The following is a 15,866-nucleotide window of genomic DNA, read 5'->3' on the forward strand; positions in this document are numbered from 1 at the left end:
CGCGGCGAAGGTAGCGCGCGTCGATGCGTATGCGCAAGGTCGTACCGCCACCTCCGGAGCGCCCTACTAGCCGAGCCACTCCAGCGCGGCGGCGGCCGTCCAGGCCTGGTCGCGGCTGCCCAGCGACTCGCCGGTGATCGGTTCGTAGTACTCGCCGAACGTGCGGTCGGCGAGCTGGTCCAGCGAGGCGTCGCGCAGTACGGCGCGCAGGTCCCACGCGTGATCGCGGGCCGACGCCCACCCCAGCAGCATGTTCAGGAACGGCCAGACCGGCCCGCGCCAGCAGGTGCGCCGCCGGAAGTCCGCGCTCATCGGCGAGGTCGAGGGTGGCAGCGGGTAGCGCAGCACGCCGTGGCCCATCCAGTGCTCGCCGAGCAGCAGCGTGCGCTGGCGCGACAGCAGTTCCAGGTCGCCGCCCGCCACCAGCGGCGCGAACCCGGCGATCGTCGCCTTCCCGATCCACTCGCCGGATCGCACGTCGAAGTCGCGGGCCAGCCCGGTGCAGGGGTCGACGGTGGCCGCGACCCCCTCCCGGAACCGGACGGCGATCTCCCGAAGTTCCGCCGTGGCGTCGCCGCGTCCGATCTCCTCACCGATGTCGGCCAGCACCTCGCTCGCCGCGGCGAGCACCGCGGAGAAGAACACGTCGCGGACCCGGAAGTCGATGACGTCACGCACGCGCTCGTCGTCGAAGTCCACGGACCGCATCTGGTCGATGAGCCACAGGTACCGCGTGTACTCCTCGTCGGACGGGCGTTCCGCCGGGTCGCCGACGTGGTCGGTGTCGCGCCGGACGAACGGGGCGACGGTGCCCGGCCGGACGCGCGAGTAGGGCCCGTCCCAGCGGGGCGAGTTGTCGAACCCGGACTCCCAGCCGTGGTGGATCTCGACGAGGCCGACACCGTCGGGATCGCGCACCCGAGCGAGCCAGCGGTGCCACGCGAGCCAGCCGTCGAACGTCTCGGTGAGGAAGGCCTCGGTGGCGGCCAGCTCGGCCCCACCCTTCTCCCGGGCCCGGTCCAGCACGTGCTGCAGCGCGATGGCCTGGGCGGGCGGCTGGCAGATCCCGCTCGTGCGCACGGCCGGGGGTCGCGCCGCCGCGGGCTGGGCCCCCCAGCGCTCGGCGTCGGGGAGGTAGCCGTGGGCCCCGGGGACGAAGACGATGTGCGGGAGCATCCCCGTGCTCCACTGCGCCGCCAGCAGCCCGCGCAGCTCGGTGATGGCGCGGGGGATGTCGATGCGAGCGAGTCCGATGGCGACGAATGCGGAGTCCCAGCTCCACTGGTGGGGGTAGAGCTCCGGGGCGGCGCTGGTCCTGGTGCCCAGGTCGTTGCGGCGCAACACCTGCACAGCGGCGTCGTGCAGCGCCCGCTGCTGCGGCTCGCCGAGCGTCACTCGATGGCCCGTCGGGAGTGGATCGGTGCGCGTCGATGCATCGACCCTCCCCATCGGATGGTTGTCTTGCCTATCGAAGTGCAGCAGTGGGGCGGAGGCAAGCGAGCCACGCGCCCTGCCGAAAGGTTTGGCGCGGGCATGTCGCGTCGACAGGGGTGGGCGGCGGGGCCGGCCGACCACGGCGCGCCCACCGTCACGGTCGAGCGGCGCTGCGGGCTCCGGGGCCTGTCCAAGGGATCGTTCTACCATCATTTCGGCGGTATGCCCGGGTTCCGCGCGGCGCTGCGGATGCGCGCAGGCCCCAGCAGGTCGCGCTCAGCGGGCGCGCTGCAGCAGTGGGATCGCCGCGATCTTCTCCTCGGTCAGCTCCGCCCAGCGGATCCCGCCGTCGGGGCGGGCAGCACGCCGTTCGCGACAGTCGATCACGCGCTCGGGCGTGACGACGAGGTCGACCGGTGCGTCGTGGGCCGTCATCGGGATCGTCCCGGCCGCCCGCACCTGCAGCTCGTGCACCGTGGTGACCACGAGCGTGGCCGGACCGATCAGCCCGGCCGCCGCTGCGAGCGCGAACTCCAGGTCGGCGAACCCGCCGCCCTTGCCGAGCCGGGCGCCGTCGAGGCCCGCGGCCACGCAACCGGTGACCACCAGGTCCACGGGCTCCAGCTCCGCCACCGCCACGCGCCGCGCCGAGCGCGTGGCGCCCGCGATCGACGCTGCTCGGTAGGGCGGGTCCGCGAGGTCGTCGGGATCGAGGAGGAAGAACGGCTCCTCCTCGGCGAGGCGCGGCACGGCCATGTAGACGGTCTTGCCGTCCTCCAGCGCGTAGCGGCGCACGGGCAGCTGCGCCGAGTCCGGGTTGGACTTGATCGTTGCCGCCGACCGCCAGGCGTCGGTGTCGCGCAGCCGCCGCGCTGCTGCCTCGGCGCCGATGAAGTTGGAGATGCGGTTGCGGGCGCCGGGGAACCGGGCCGCACCGCCGTCGATGAGGGCCGTCCAGACCTCGTCGCGCAGCACGGCCTTGGCCGCCAGCACCTCGGGATCACCGCCTGCGTCGTGGTCGTGGCGGCGGGGCTGCATGGGAACAGCCTCTCATCCGCGTTCGTGTTCGGGCATGCTCGCCGGATGCCCGAACTGGATCAGGACCGGATCGTGGCGATCGCCCGGCGGCTCGCCGGCATCGAGGGTGTCATCGGGTGCTGCTCGGTGGTAGCCGGGCCCGTGGCGACCACACGCCGGAGTCCGACGTCGACCTCGGCGTGTACTACCGCCACGACCCGGACGTCGCCGCGCTCGGCGCGCTCGCTCGCGAGCTGGGCGGCCCCGATGCGGAGGTGACGGAGCCGGGCGGCTGGGGCCCGTGGGTCGACGGCGGCGGCTGGCTGCGGATCGACGGCGTGGCCGTCGACTGGATCTACCGCGACCTGGACCGCGTCCACACGGCCTGGGCCGATGCGCAGGCCGGCCGGTACGCGTTCCACACGCAGGTCGGGCACCCGCTGGGCTTCCTCGACGTCGCCTACGTGGGCGAGGTGGGGCTGGGCGTCGTACTGGCCGACCCCACCGGCGAGCTGGCGGCGTTGCGTCGCGCGGCGGCCACGGTGCCCCGCCCGCTCGCCGACGCGCTGGTGCAGCGGCTCTGGGAGGCGTGGTTCCTCGTCGCGGGGGCGCGGAAGGCGGCGCGGCGTGCGGACGCGACGTACGTGGCCGGCTGCTTGTTCCGCGTGCTCGGGTTGTGCGCGCTTGCCCTGCACGCCCGAGCCGGCCGGTGGGTCGTCAACGAGAAGGGAGCGGTCACCGCGGCGGGACGGCTGCCGGTGGCGCCGTCGGGCTTCGGGGAGCGGGCGCACCGGCTGCTGGCCGCGCTCGGAACCACCCCGGGCGAGCTGGCGACCACCCTCGACGCCGCAGAGGCTCTGGTCGTCGAGGTCGAGACAGCCTGCGCCTGAGCTTCCCAGCAGACGCCGTCCGGCAGTTGAGCCCAGCCCGCGGTGCAGTTGCGCCCAACTCGCGGGTCGTTTCGCCCCAACTCGCGGTGCGTTTGAGCGCAACTCGCGCGTTGATCTGCAGCGATGCCGCCGACGGCTGCCGCGCCCAGCGAGTTGCGACGAACTGCCCCGCGAGTTGCGACGAACTGCCCCGCGAGTTGCGATGGATGGACCCGCGAGTTGCGATGGATGGACCCGCGAGTTGGGATGGATGGGTCGCGAGTCGGGCTCAGCGGCGGCGGTTAGCAGCCGCTGCCACCGGGCTGGCCATCAGCTTCTCCAGCAGGGCGGTGAGCTGCGCGACCTCCGCGTCGTCGAGCGCCGAGGCCCACATCCGCTCCCGGACGTTGTGCTCGGCGAACGCCGCGGCGATGGCCGCGTCGCCCGCGCCGGTGAGGCTCACCTCTACCGCCCGCCGATCGGGCCCGTCGCGGCGCCGCGTCACCATCTCGTCGCGCTCGAGCGTGTTGACCAGCGCCGACACCGCCGCCCGGCTCATGCCCGCCAGCGCCGCGATGCGCTTGGCCTCCAACGGGCCGATCAGCCACAGCACGAACAGCACCCGGAACCCCGCCCACGACCAGCCGTGGGGGCGGTGCACCGACGACTCCATGTCGTAGACCAGCGCGTTGGACGCGCGGTAGAGGCTCAGCACGAGGCGCATCGCCCGCACGTCGACATCGGGGACGGTGGCCGCGGCGCGGGCGATGGCCACGTCGATGAACGACCAGTAGTCGAGTTCGTCGGCTTCAGCGGGCACCCGGGGACTCTATGCGCTTCCTGTACGGCCGTTCGGGGGCACCGCACGGGATCGCGATCGTCGTCGACGGCGAGACGGTCGTCGACATGTGGGGCGGGTGGGCCGACGCCGACCGCACCACGGAGTGGGGCGAGCACACGCTGACCAACGTGTGGTCGTCCACGAAGACCGTCACGAACCTGGCGGCGTTGCTGCTCGTGGACCGCGGCGAGCTCGACGTCCACGCGAAGGTCGCGAAGTACTGGCCGGAGTTCGCGGCGAACGGCAAGGAGGACATCGAGGTCCGGCACCTGCTGGGCCACACCTCGGGCGTGTCCGGCTGGGAGCAGCCGGTGGTGATCGAGGACCTCTACGACTGGGAGCGCTCCACCGCGATGCTCGCGGCGCAGGCTCCGTGGTGGAAGCCGGGCAGCACCTCGGGCTACCACGCGCTCAACCAGGGCCACCTCGTCGGCGAGGTCATCCGCCGGTCCGCTCGGCGCCGACTTCCACATCGGCACCGACCCCGCGGAGTTCGGGCGCATCGCCAACGTGGTGCCGCCGCCTCCGCTGCCGGTCGACCTGGCGTCGCTGGGTACCGACAGCGTCCCGTTCAAGACGTTCACCGGTCCCGGCCCCGACGCCGCCGTCGCGTGGACCGACGCGTGGCGCCAGGCCGACATCGGGGCCGCCAACGGGCAGGGCAACGCGCGGTCGCCGGCGCGGATCCAGTCGGTGGTCTCCCACGGCGGTGCCGTCGGCAACGTGCAACTGCTCTCGGAGCGGACGCTCGCGACGATCTTCGAGGTGCAGGCCGACGGCGTGGACCTGAACCTGTTCGCGCCGATCCGGTTCGGTGTCGGCTACGGCCTGCCGAACGCGTCGGCGCCGTACATCCCCGCCGAGGGCCGGATCTGCTTCCGGGGCGGCTGGGGCGGCTCGGCAGTGATCAACGACCTGGACCGGCGCGCGACGTTCGCCTACGCGATGAACCGGATGCAGCCCGGCCTGCTGGGCTCGGAGAACGGCGCGGACTACATCACCGCGTTCTTCGCCGCACTCTGACGGGTCGCGCACACCGTGAGGGGTCCGCGCACACCGTTGACGGTGTGCGCCACCCCCTCACGGTGTGCGCGAGCTAGTCCAGCGCGTCGCGCAGCACGACCAGGCCGTCGTGGACCTCCGCGAAGCTCGTGCTCAGCGGGGCCAGACCCAGGCGCAGGCCGTCGGGCTCGCGGTAGTCGGGGATCACGCCGCGTTCCCACAGCACGTCGAGCAGCTCGCGGAACCCGGCCCGCCGGACGGTGAGGTGCCCACCGCGCCACTGCGGGTCGCGCGGTGACACCAGCGCGACGCCGCGGGGCACCAGCCACGCGTCCACCAGCTCGAGCGCGAACGCGGTGAGCGCCACCGACTTCGCCCGCACCGCGGCGATCCCGGCCTCGGCGAGCAGGTCGAGGCTCGCCAGCAGCGGCACCGTGCCGAGGATCGGGGGAGTGCCGCTGACCAGCCCCCGGATGCCCGGCGCGGGGAGATAGCCCGGGCCCATCGTGAACGGGTCGCGCCGGCCCATCCAGCCCTGGATCGGCTGGCGCAGCTGCTCCTGCAGGCCGTTGCGGACGTAGCCGAACGCCGGCGCGCCCGGGCCACCGCCCAGGTACTTGTAGGTGCAGCCGACCGCGAGGTCGACGCCCCACGCGTCCAGCTCGAGCTCGACGGACCCGGCCGAGTGGCACAGATCCCACAGCACCAGCGCGCCCGCGTCGTGCGCGACGGCCGTGATCGCCGCGGCGTCGGCGAGGTACCCCGACCGGTAGGCGACGTGGCTCAGCACCACCACGGCCGTCCGCGGCCCGACGGCGGCGGCCACCTGCTCGGCGGTGACGCCCGCGGTCGGGTCGGGGTCGATCCAGCGCAGCGTCGCACCGCGCTCGGCCGCGATGCCCTCCAGCACGTAGCGGTCGGTGGGGAAGTTGTCGGAGTCCAGCACGATCTCGTGCCGTTGCGGATCCCGGTCGACGGCGGCGCGGGCCAGCTTGTAGAGCAGCACGGTGGTGGAGTCGGCCACCACCGTCTGGCCGGCAGCGGCACCCAGCGCCACCGCGGCGATGCGGTCCCCGACGCGCTCGGGCCACTCCATCCAGGGTCCGTCGGCGAGCGGGTCGGTCCAGCCGCGGATCAGCCGTCCCGCCCACTCCTCGTGGACGAACCGCTCCAGCCGCTGCGCGGTGGCGGCCAGCGGTCGGCCCAGGGAGTTGCCGTCCAGGTAGGCGACGACGCCGGGGCCGGGCAGGAAGCGCTCCCGCAGCGGCGCCAAGGAGTCGGCGGCGTCGAGCGCGTGGGCGCGGGCGGCGAAGTCGACGGTGCTGCCCCGCGTCATCGGCCGATCTCCGTGCGCACGGCGTAGAGCTCCGGGAAGAACGTGAGGTCCAGTGCGGCCTTGAGGAAGCCGATGCCGCTCGACCCGCCGGTCCCGGGTTTCACGCCGATCATGCGCTCCACGGTCTTGAGGTGGCGGAAGCGCCAGATCTGGAAGTTCTCCTCCAGATCGACGAGCTCCTCGCAGGCCTCGTAGGCCTCCCACTCGTCGTGGGCGTGCTCGTAGATGTTGCGGAAAACCGCCACCAGTTCCGGGGTGAAGACGTGCGCCGCGGTGACGTCCCGCTCCAGCAGCGCGCGGGGCACCGCGTGCCCGTGGCGGGCCAGGTAGCGCAGGAACTCGTCGTAGATGCTGGGCTGGGCCAGCAGCTCGGCCAGCGCCGTGCGGGCGCGCTCGTCGTGCCCGAACAGCTCGAGCATCTGCGCGTTCTTGTTGCCCAGCACGAACTCGACGGCCCGGTACTGGTCGCTCTGGAACCCCGACGACGTGCCGAGGAAGCTGCGGAACTCCGCGTACTCCGACGGCGTGAGCGTCGCGAGCACCGACCACTGGTCGGTGAGGGTGCGCTGGATGTGCTTGACGCGGGCGAGGCCCTTGAGCGCCGGACGCAGGTCGTCGGCGGCCAGGTGGGCCTTCACGGCTCGGAGTTCGTGGAGCATGAGCTTCAGCCACAGCTCCGAGGTCTGGTGCGCGGCGATGAACAGCAGCTCGTCGTGGTGGACAGGTGTGCTGACCGGGTGCTGGGCCGACAGCAGCTCGTCGAGGTGCAGGTAGGCGCCGTAGGACAGGTTGACCCGGAAGTCGCGGACGATCGAGTCCTCGATGGGGCGGGTTCCGCCGTTGCTCATGCCCCGCACTGTAAGCCGGGGTGACCGGCGGGCCAGAAAACCCGTACCCGGTGCTACCTCGACCCCACCGCGCCGGAGATCCCGGACGGTCGCGGCTTCCGCGATCCTGGTCGCGTTGGGCCGAGGCGGCGCGCAGAGCAGGAGACGACATGACCCACAACGGGCGGATGCCGAGTGCTGGGTACCCGCACGGAACGCCGTTGCGCGGGCCGGCACCCGACCGGTACCGGGTGCAACCCGGTGCACTGCATCCCGGCGGCCACCGGCCGATGCCGCCCCGGCCGCTGCCCGGACCTCCGCCGAGCTGGGGCCAGGGCTACCCGCCGCCCCCGCGCGCCGGGACCCGACCGTTGCCGCCATCCCAGACTCCGCCGCCCCCCTTTGCGCCGCCCCCCATTGCGCCGCCCCCCATTGCGCAGCAGCCCGCCAGCACGCGGAAGGCGAAGCGGCGCCCCCGCGGCGGACCGCTGGTGCCGGTCTTCGCCGTGCTGCTGGTGCTGGGCGCGCTCGGCGGCACCGGCTGGTACGTCATGCACACCGAGCCCGCGCTGGCGGCGGTGGGCACCTGTGTGGCCCGGACCGGTGCCGACGACATCACCCCGGTCGGCTGCACGGACCCGGCCGCCACGTTCACGGTGGCAGGCCGGGTGGACGACCGGGCGATGGTCGACGCCGGCCGGTTCGCCTGCGCCGGCTTCCCCAACGCCACCACCTCGTACTGGAAGGGCCAGCCCGGCCAGCTGGGCACCGTGCTCTGCCTGGCGCCGACGAAGACCTGAGCCCCCCGCTGCGGGCCGGTCAGAACCCGGTGCCCAGCCGGGCCTCGCGCGGGCCGGTGAACGCGGCGTCGATGCGTGCCAGCGCCGCCGGCTCGGCCTGCAGGAGCCCGGCGCGCACCAGCGGCGCCGCCCGCACCGATCCGAGCAGCACGGAGCCCAGCTCGGCGATGTCGAGCGAGACGTCGGCGGTGTCGGTGGTGCGCTCGCACGTGCCGCCCTCGGGCCCACCGCGCAGCCGGAACCGGCCGCCCCGGTCGAGGAAGCCGTCCCGGACCTCGATGACGGCGTCGATCTCGACAGCGTAGGTACGGGCCGCGAGCGCGGCGGCCACGTCGAGGACCCGCACCCACAGGCCGTCGGCCAGTCCGGTGGTGGTGACCAGGCGCGGCTCCTCGAGCAGGAACGGCAGCGGCTCGTCGAGCGTGCCGGTGCGCGAGGTGATCGTGTCCACGAGCTTGAGCCCGAGCAACACCCGCCACAGCGCGATGTAGGCCTCGTCGGTGGCCGCGAACACCTCGACCCGGCAGCGCTGACCCGCGTCGCCGTCGACGATCCGGTAGGACGCGTAGCCGTCCCGGTGCAGCAGGTGGAACAGGCCCGACGCGCCGCCGCGGTGCTGCTCGCGATCGGCGAGCAGGAACTCCCACCACGCGTCGGTGCGCAGCACCGCGCCCGGGGTGAGCACGCTCCAGCGCCGGTAGATCTCCGGCGCGTGCTTGCGGACGTCATCGACGTCGGCCACGCGGACACCGCCCGGATCGGGGACCCCGGCCCGGAACCGCACCAGCCGCCGGTCGATCTCGACGGCCACCTTGCGGGTGGCCTGCCCGTAGCCGAACCGGCCGTAGATGCCGGACTGGCTCGCGGTGAGCATCGACAGCGACGCGCCGTCGGCGACGAAGCTGCGGTGCTGCTCGGTCATGAGCGAGCGCAGGATCCCCCGGCCCTGGTGGGTGACCGCGACCGAGACCCAGGTGACGCCCAGGGCGGGCACCGAGGTCCCGCCCGGCAGCGCGACCGTCATGTCGAACGACCCGGTGACACCGACGATCGCACCGTCCGGATCGCACGCGAGCACGAAGCGCTCGGGGTCGAACATCGGTCGGAAGTCGTCGATGTCTTGCTGCGAGTAGTGGAAGCCGAACGCCCGGCCGTCGGCGGCGCAGAGTGCGGGCAGGTCGTCGAGGGTGGCGCGGCGCAGGATCGGGTTCACGACAGCGGAGTCTGGACGGGCGGTGTGGCGGGCGTCGACCGGTTTGTCACCGACCACCGCTGCGGCGATCCGGTCAGACGGCCTCGTAGACCTCGCGCAGCCGCCGGGCCCAGCCGACCGCCTCGAAGTCGGCCTCGAACCGGGCGCGGGCGGCGGCGCCGAGCCGGTCGCGCCGCTCGCCGTCCTCGGCCAGCGCCACCAGCGCGTCGGCGATCTTGACCGCGTCAAGCGGCACGAGCACCCCCGTGGCGGCGGAGACGATCTCCGGGATGCCGCCCACCCGGGTGGCGACGACGGGCCGCCCGGCGGCCATGGCGCGCAGCAGCGCGGTGGGCAGCGCGGCGCTACCGGCGGTGTGCAACGCGATGTCGCTCGCGGCGAGCAGCTCGGCCGGGTCCTGGTGGCGGTGGACGAACCGGACCCGGTCGGCCAGCGCGTCGGTGGCGGCGACCCGCGCCTCCAGCCGGGGACGCAGTGGCCCCTCACCGGCCAGCGCGATCATCAGCGGCACCGCGTCGGGGAGCTCCTCCACGGCGTCGAGCAGCAGCTCGTGGCCCTGGTCACGGCGCATGGGAGCGAGGGAGGTGGCGAGCACGTCGGCGGCACCCACGTCGAGCGCGGCGCGGCGCCTGGCGCGCTTGTCGGGATCGGTGGGGCCGGGGTCGGTCACCCCGTTGGGCACGACGAGCAGGTTGCGCTCGGACCCGCCGACGGCCCGGTACCAGCCGCTCTGGACCTGGGAGATCGCGATCGTGCGGTGCACGAACCGCTGCCGGGCCACGATCTTGGCCGTGCGCCGGAGCCGGTCGGCCCGATCGGCCGGGAAGTTCTCGACCCAGTGCAGCGTGGAGACGGCCGGGATCCGGTTGCGCAGCGCGGCAGCGGCGGCGACGACGTCGGCGGGGGCCAGGTGGCTGTGCACCACGTCGACCTCCCGCTCCCGCAGCAACCGCGCGGTGCGGGCCACCGCCCGCGGATCCCACGGCGCCATGCCCAGCTCGGCCACCGGCACCCCGTGCCGGCGCAGCGCGCTGAGCAACGTGGTGTCCGACGTGGCGGCGAGCGCGATCACGACCATCTCGAACCCCGCTTCGGCAGCGGCGCCCGCGAGGTCGACCAGGCCGATCTCGGGACCTCCGGGATGCAGCGTCGGGACCAGGTGGGCGATCTTCACGGGCACTCCGGTGGGGTCGTACGGTGGTGCGGCCGGTGGCCGACCCTACCGGTGGCTCCCGGTGCGCGCCGGTGGCCCGCGGGTCCACGAGCCGCCAACTGGCTGCTCCCGGACGGGTGACCTGGACCACTGCATGAGACAGGATGGGCACCTGACGTGAAGGAGCGTGCACGGATGGTCGGTACGACATGAGCGAGAACGGCAGCAACGGCACGGACGCTCCGATGATCGTGCTGGTCGATGCGGCGAGCGAGGTGGAGCGCGGCATCGTCCGGGAGTGGATCAGCGCCCGGGGCATGCACCCCACGGCGGTGCTGCCGGTGCGCGGCTCGGCGCTGGCCCAGCCGCTGGCGAACGCGAGCCCCGACACGCTCGTCACCGCGGCCCGGGTGGCGTGGCAGCCCCGCGAACGCAACGGGCAGCGGCGCGTGCGCTGGTCGGACGTGGTCTCGCTGAGCAACCCGCGGCGCCCCACCGCGGGTGCGCAGGCCCGCATCGCGCGCCGCGAGCCCGACCGGGCACCCGTCGTCGTCGCGGAGCCCGCCACCGTCGCGCAGCTGCGCCGCCGCTTCGCCGGCGGGGGATCGGCGGCAGCGGCGTTCGGCGACTTCGTGGCCCGGCAGGCCACCCTGGCGCTGGAACGTGCCCAGCGCGCGCTCGAGGGTGATCGCTACAAGGTGCCCAAGCACATCGTGGAGGACATCGACGGCAGCCGGGACTTCCGGCGCGAGGTCTCGGAGCTCGCCACGCGCCTGGAGCTGCCCGAGGCCGAGGTCGCCGACAAGGCCCGTGCCGATCTGGACGGGCTGGTTGCGTCGATGAGCCCGATGGCCGTCGACCTGCTCTCGGGTGCGCTGCGCCCGCTGCACTCGCGCGCCTGGGACGTCGAGGTCGACGACGCGGGGCTGACGAAGCTGCGCGAGCTCAACAAGCGCCACGCGCTGGTGTTCCTGCCCAGCCACCGCTCCTACGCCGACCCGATGCTGCTGGCCGACGTGCTGGCCGAGCACGACTTCCCGCGCAACCACGTGCTGGGCGGGGAGAACCTCAGCTTCTGGCCCGTCGGGCCGCTCGCCAAGCGCGCGGGCATCGTGTTCATCCGCCGCAGCTTCGGCGACGACGAGGTCTACAAGCTCGCCGTGCGCGAGTACTTCGGCTACCTGCTCTCCAAGCGGTTCAACCTCGAGTGGTACATGGAGGGCGGCCGGTCGCGCACCGGCAAGCTGCGCCCGCCCCGCTACGGGTTGCTGGCCAACGTCGCGGAGGCCGTGGAGCGCGGCCGCACCGAGGACGTCTACCTGGTGCCGGTGTCGATCACCTACGACCAGCTGCGCGAGGTCGCGACGATGGCGGCCGAGCAGGTCGGCGCCCCCAAGAAGGGGGAGGGTCTGGCCTGGCTGGCGCGCTACGCGAAGGCGCAGCTGCAGCCGATCGGCTCGGCCTACGTCCGGTTCGCGGAGCCGATCTCGCTGCGTGCGGCGCTGGAGGCGGGCGGAGAGAAGGGTGTGCCGCCGTCGCCGCTGGACAGCGACGCCCGCAGGCTCGCGCTGCAGAAGGTGGCCTTCGAGGTCTCCGTCGGGATCAACAGCGTCACCCCGGTGGTGGCCACGGCACTGGTCACGCTGGCGCTGCTCGGCGTGCGCGACCGGGCGCTCACGCTCGGCCAGGTGCGGCGCGTGCTCGAGCCGGTGCGCGACTACCTGCAGGAACGCGCGCTCGTCGGTTCGGCCGATGCGCTGCAGAGCGCGTCCGGTGTGCGCCGGGTGCTCGGCGCGCTCGCCGAGTCGAAGGTCGTCACGGTCTACGCGGGCGGTGAGGAGCCGGTCTACACGATCGAGCGCGGCCAGCACCTCGTCGCCGCGTTCTACCGCAACAGCGCGATCCACCACTTCCTGGACCGGGCCATCGCCGAGCTGATGCTGCTCTCGGATCCCGGCGAGCGCTGGGACGTGGCCGCGGAGCTGCGCGACCTGCTCAAGTTCGAGTTCTTCTTCCCCGACCGCGACACCTACCGGGCGTCGCTGACGCGGGAGCTCGCCCGGATCGACCCGGAGTGGGAGCAGGCCGTCGGCGCGGAGTCGCTCGGGCATTCGAGCTTCCTCATCGCCCACCGGGTGCTGCGCTCGTTCCTCGACGCGCAGCTCGTGGTGGCCGAACGGCTCGCCGCGCGCGACCCCCGGCACCCGGTGGTGGAGAAGGAGTTCCTCGCCGAGTGCGGGGGCGTGGGGCAGCAGATGCTGCTGCAGGGCAGGCTGCACGGGCCCGAGTCGCTCTCGCGCGAGCTGTTCGCGAGCGCGTTGAAGCTCGCGGCGAACAGGGATCTGGTCGACCCGGGCCGGGAGGAGCTCGCGCAGCGCCGCCAGGCGTTCGCGGCGCAGCTGCGCGACACGGTGGGCAAGGTCATGAGGATCGACGAGATCGACGCCGCGCTGCGGCGGGAGGTGGTGGGTGTTGAGCCCTAGGGAAGTCCATTGGGACGAGGACCGCCTCATCAAGGACGTCGCGGCGGGACCGCAGGGGCCCACGGTGGGGGCGTTCTTCGACTTCGACGGCACGCTGATCGACGGGTTCTCCCTCGGCGCGTTCGCGCGCCACCACCTGCAGTCGGGCCAGGTGACACCCGGTGACATCGGGCGGATGCTGCTGATCGGCATGCGCGGTGTCACCACCGAGGAGGACTTCGAGGAGTTCTTCGTGCTCGGCATGCGCTCGTGGGCCGGGCGCAGCGAGGACGAGCTCACCGAGCTGGGGGAGCGGCTGTTCGTCCAGGGCATCGCGGGCGCGCTGTTCCCGGAGGCGTGGCGGCTGGTCGAGGCGCACCGCAAGGCGGGCCACACCATCGTGCTGGCCTCGTCGGCCACCCGGTTCCAGGTGGAGCCCGCGGCGCGCGCCATGGGCGTGGAGCACGTGCTCGTCACACCGGTGGAATTCGAGAACGGCCTGTGCACCGGGCGGCCGGGCGGTCCGCCGCTGTGGCGGGCCGGCAAGGCCGCCGCGGTGCGGGCGTTCGCCCCGGACCACGACATCGACCTCGAACTCAGCTACGCCTACTCCAACGGCACCGAGGACGTGCCGTTCCTGTCGACCGTCGGGCGGGCCAGGGCGCTCAACCCGGAGGACGGGCTCGCCATCGCGGCCGCGGAGAAGGGCTGGCCGGTGGCGCGGTTCCGCCGCCGCGGGCGGCCGGGGCTGCGCCAGCTCGTGCGCACGGCCGCGGGCATCGGGGGCATGCTCGGCGGGTTCTCCGCCGGGATGGCACTGGGCGTGCTCAACGGGTCCCGGCGCACCGGCATCGACCTGGCCACCACGCTCGCCGGTGAGCTGGGCACAGCGCTGGCCGGGGTCAAGCTCGAGGTGCACGGCGCGGAGAACCTGGAGTCCGCGCGGCCCGCGGTCTTCCTCTTCAACCACCAGAGCCAGCTCGACGTGCTGATCCTCGCCAAGCTGCTGCGCGGCGGCTTCACCGGCGTCGCGAAGAAGGAAGTGGCCAACCAGCCCGGGTTCGGGCTGATGTTCCGGCTCGTCGACACCGCGTTCATCGACCGCGGCAACACCGAGCAGGCCAAGGCCGCGCTGGAGCCCGCGGTGCAGCGGCTGCGCGAGGGCGTGTCGCTGGTGATGTCGCCGGAAGGCACCCGCTCGCCGACGCCGGCGCTGGGCCCGTTCAAGAAGGGCGCGTTCCACGTCGCGATGCAGGCGGGGGTGCCGATCGTCCCGATCGTCATCCGCAACGCGGGCGAGCTGATGTGGCGCGGGGCGTCGACGATCCGGGAGGGCACGGTTCAGGTCGTCGTGCTGCCGCCCGTTTCCACCGAGGGCTGGACCGTCGAGGAGGTCGGCAAGCGCGCAGAGGAGGTGCGCGAGAGCTACTCCGAGACGCTGTCGGACTGGGGCAGCGCGTTCAGCGGCGTCGCCGCGCCCGTCACCGTCACCGTCACCGAGAGCCCGACCGGTCCCGTCGCGGCGGCGCTCGAGTGGGGCACCGACGCGGAGATGAACCCGCTCGAGACGGCCATGTGGCGCGCCGAGGCGGCCGATCCGCGGCTGCGCTCCAACGTCACGCTCGTGGAGCTGCTCGACGAGACCCCGGAGTGGAAGCGGCTGGTGGCGGCGCACGAGTGGGCGTCGCGGATGGTGCCGCGGATGCGCCAGCGGGTGCTCGACCCGGCGTTCGGGGTGGGCGCGCCGACCTGGGTCACCGTCGACGACCTGGAGCTGTCGGAGCACATGTACCGGGTGACGCTGCCCGCACCCGGCACGACGAGGCAGCTGCTGGATGCGGTGCAGGAGTTCGCGGCGCGCTCCTTCGAGCGCGACCGGCCGCTGTGGCGGGTGCTGCTCGTCGACGGGCTGGACCGCGGCGGCTCGGCCTACGTCGTCACCACGCACCACAGCGCCACCGACGGGCTGGGTGCCGTGCAGCTGATGAGCAGGCTGCACAGCCGCACCCGCGAGCACGACCCGCTGCGACCGGAGCCGGCCGCCTCGATCGGCGCCGAGGCGTCGGCAACCGGGCTGCTGGCCGAGCAGGTGTCGCGGGCGGTGCGCGACGCGCCGGCGCAGTCGTTGCGCCGCACGCTCGACGTGGCGGGCGCGCTGGCCCGGCCGTGGACGCTGGCCTCGCGCGGGGTGGCGGCGGCGCGATCGGTGCAGCGGGCCGTCGCACCGGCACCGGGCGGTTCGCCGCTGCTCGCCGGGCGCAGCGGCGAGTGGCGCTTCGAGCTGCTCGACGTGCCGCTCGCCGACCTCAAGAAGGGCGCCAAGGCGGCGGGCGGTTCCGTCAACGACGGCTTCCTGGCCGCGGTGCTCGGCGGCTTCCGCCGCTACCACGAGCACTTCGGGATGGGTGACGTCGCGACGCTGCCCATCGGCATCCCGATCAGCCTGCGCACCGAGGACGATCCGCAGGGCGGCAACCGTTTCACCGGTGCCCGGTTCGCCGGGCCGCTGACGGAGACCGACCCGGCGGCCCGGATCAAGGCGGTGCGGAGCTTCGTGCTCGAGGCCAAGGCCGAGTCGTCCGTCGACGTCGTCGGGCTGCTCGCGCCCGCGCTGTCCTGGATGCCGGCACCGGTGCTGGGCGCGGTGTCGGGGCGCATGACCTCGGCCAACGACGTGCAGGCCAGCAACGTGCCGGGCGTCCCGCACGCGGTGTACATCGCGGGGGCGCGGATCACGCACATGTACCCGTTCGGCCCGCTGCCCGGGTGTGCGGCGATGATCACGCTGATCTCCCACGACGGCACGTGCTGCATCGGCGTCAACCTGGATCCGGCGTCGATCACGGAACCCAACGTGCTGATGGCGGGTCTGCGGGCCGGGCTCGACGAGGTGGTGGCGCTGGGTCGCTGAG

At 73.5% G+C, this 15,866-nt stretch carries 12 protein-coding genes and 1 pseudogene; 6 read left to right on the forward strand and 7 right to left on the reverse strand.

Features of this window, described 5'->3' with window-relative positions:
* Positions 1-66: 66 nt before the first annotated feature.
* The gene (gene ggh, locus ACFPFQ_RS13530) at positions 67-1,395 is read right to left on the reverse strand and encodes a glucosylglycerate hydrolase (RefSeq protein WP_379618484.1); all 1,329 of its coding nucleotides are present in this window, start codon (positions 1,393-1,395) and stop codon (positions 67-69) included.
* A 315-nt stretch (positions 1,396-1,710) separates the two neighbouring features.
* Positions 1,711-2,472: a 5-formyltetrahydrofolate cyclo-ligase gene (locus ACFPFQ_RS13535; RefSeq protein WP_379618485.1), complete on the reverse strand. Its 762-nt coding sequence runs from the start codon at positions 2,470-2,472 to the stop codon at positions 1,711-1,713.
* A 116-nt stretch (positions 2,473-2,588) separates the two neighbouring features.
* On the opposite strand from ACFPFQ_RS13535, the gene ACFPFQ_RS13540 reads away from it, so the two are divergent.
* A complete protein-coding gene (locus ACFPFQ_RS13540) occupies positions 2,589-3,341 on the forward strand; it encodes a nucleotidyltransferase family protein (RefSeq protein WP_379618486.1) in 753 nt (250 codons plus the stop codon).
* 268 nt (positions 3,342-3,609) lie between these two features.
* Here the strand turns inward: ACFPFQ_RS13540 and ACFPFQ_RS13545 are convergent, their stop codons facing one another.
* Positions 3,610-4,140 carry a MarR family winged helix-turn-helix transcriptional regulator gene (locus ACFPFQ_RS13545; protein ID WP_379618488.1) on the reverse strand — a complete coding sequence of 177 codons (531 nt, stop codon included), beginning with the start codon at positions 4,138-4,140 and terminating at the stop codon, positions 3,610-3,612.
* A gap of 86 nt (positions 4,141-4,226) precedes the next feature.
* Between ACFPFQ_RS13545 and ACFPFQ_RS13550 the strand changes: the two are divergent.
* Positions 4,227-4,568, forward strand: a pseudogene (locus ACFPFQ_RS13550) (serine hydrolase domain-containing protein); the annotation flags it as partial.
* A gap of 106 nt (positions 4,569-4,674) precedes the next feature.
* Positions 4,675-5,184 carry a hypothetical protein gene (locus ACFPFQ_RS13555; RefSeq protein WP_379618681.1) on the forward strand — a complete coding sequence of 170 codons (510 nt, stop codon included), beginning with the start codon at positions 4,675-4,677 and terminating at the stop codon, positions 5,182-5,184.
* 73 nt (positions 5,185-5,257) lie between these two features.
* Here the strand turns inward: ACFPFQ_RS13555 and ACFPFQ_RS13560 are convergent, their stop codons facing one another.
* Positions 5,258-6,499 carry a kynureninase gene (locus tag ACFPFQ_RS13560; protein ID WP_379618490.1) on the reverse strand — a complete coding sequence of 414 codons (1,242 nt, stop codon included), beginning with the start codon at positions 6,497-6,499 and terminating at the stop codon, positions 5,258-5,260.
* Entirely contained in the window at positions 6,496-7,347 is an 852-nt protein-coding gene (locus ACFPFQ_RS13565; protein ID WP_379618492.1) for a tryptophan 2,3-dioxygenase, read from the reverse strand. Before ACFPFQ_RS13565 ends, ACFPFQ_RS13560 begins: the two co-directional genes overlap by 4 nt.
* Positions 7,348-7,817: 470 nt before the next feature.
* Here ACFPFQ_RS13565 and ACFPFQ_RS13570 point away from each other — a divergent pair, with 470 nt between their 5' ends.
* Entirely contained in the window at positions 7,818-8,126 is a 309-nt protein-coding gene (locus tag ACFPFQ_RS13570) for an LppU/SCO3897 family protein (protein ID WP_379618494.1), read from the forward strand.
* Between the two features lie 19 nt (positions 8,127-8,145).
* On the opposite strand, the gene ACFPFQ_RS13575 is transcribed toward ACFPFQ_RS13570, so the two are convergent.
* Both ACFPFQ_RS13575 and ACFPFQ_RS13580 read right to left on the reverse strand, forming a co-directional pair.
* Positions 8,146-9,339: a GNAT family N-acetyltransferase gene (locus ACFPFQ_RS13575; RefSeq protein WP_379618496.1), complete on the reverse strand. Its 1,194-nt coding sequence runs from the start codon at positions 9,337-9,339 to the stop codon at positions 8,146-8,148.
* 73 nt (positions 9,340-9,412) lie between these two features.
* A complete protein-coding gene (locus ACFPFQ_RS13580; RefSeq protein WP_379618498.1) occupies positions 9,413-10,513 on the reverse strand; it encodes a glycosyltransferase in 1,101 nt (366 codons plus the stop codon).
* A gap of 188 nt (positions 10,514-10,701) precedes the next feature.
* Here ACFPFQ_RS13580 and ACFPFQ_RS13585 point away from each other — a divergent pair, with 188 nt between their 5' ends.
* Together ACFPFQ_RS13585 and ACFPFQ_RS13590 are read left to right on the forward strand one after the other, a co-directional pair.
* Complete coding sequence (locus ACFPFQ_RS13585) at positions 10,702-12,975, forward strand: glycerol-3-phosphate 1-O-acyltransferase (RefSeq protein WP_379618500.1); 2,274 nt, start codon at positions 10,702-10,704, stop codon at positions 12,973-12,975.
* Complete coding sequence (locus ACFPFQ_RS13590; protein WP_379618502.1) at positions 12,965-15,865, forward strand: HAD-IB family hydrolase; 2,901 nt, start codon at positions 12,965-12,967, stop codon at positions 15,863-15,865. Before ACFPFQ_RS13585 ends, ACFPFQ_RS13590 begins: the two co-directional genes overlap by 11 nt.
* Position 15,866: the final 1 nt, after the last annotated feature.

It is taken from the genome of Pseudonocardia sp. GCM10023141 (assembly GCF_042653605.1).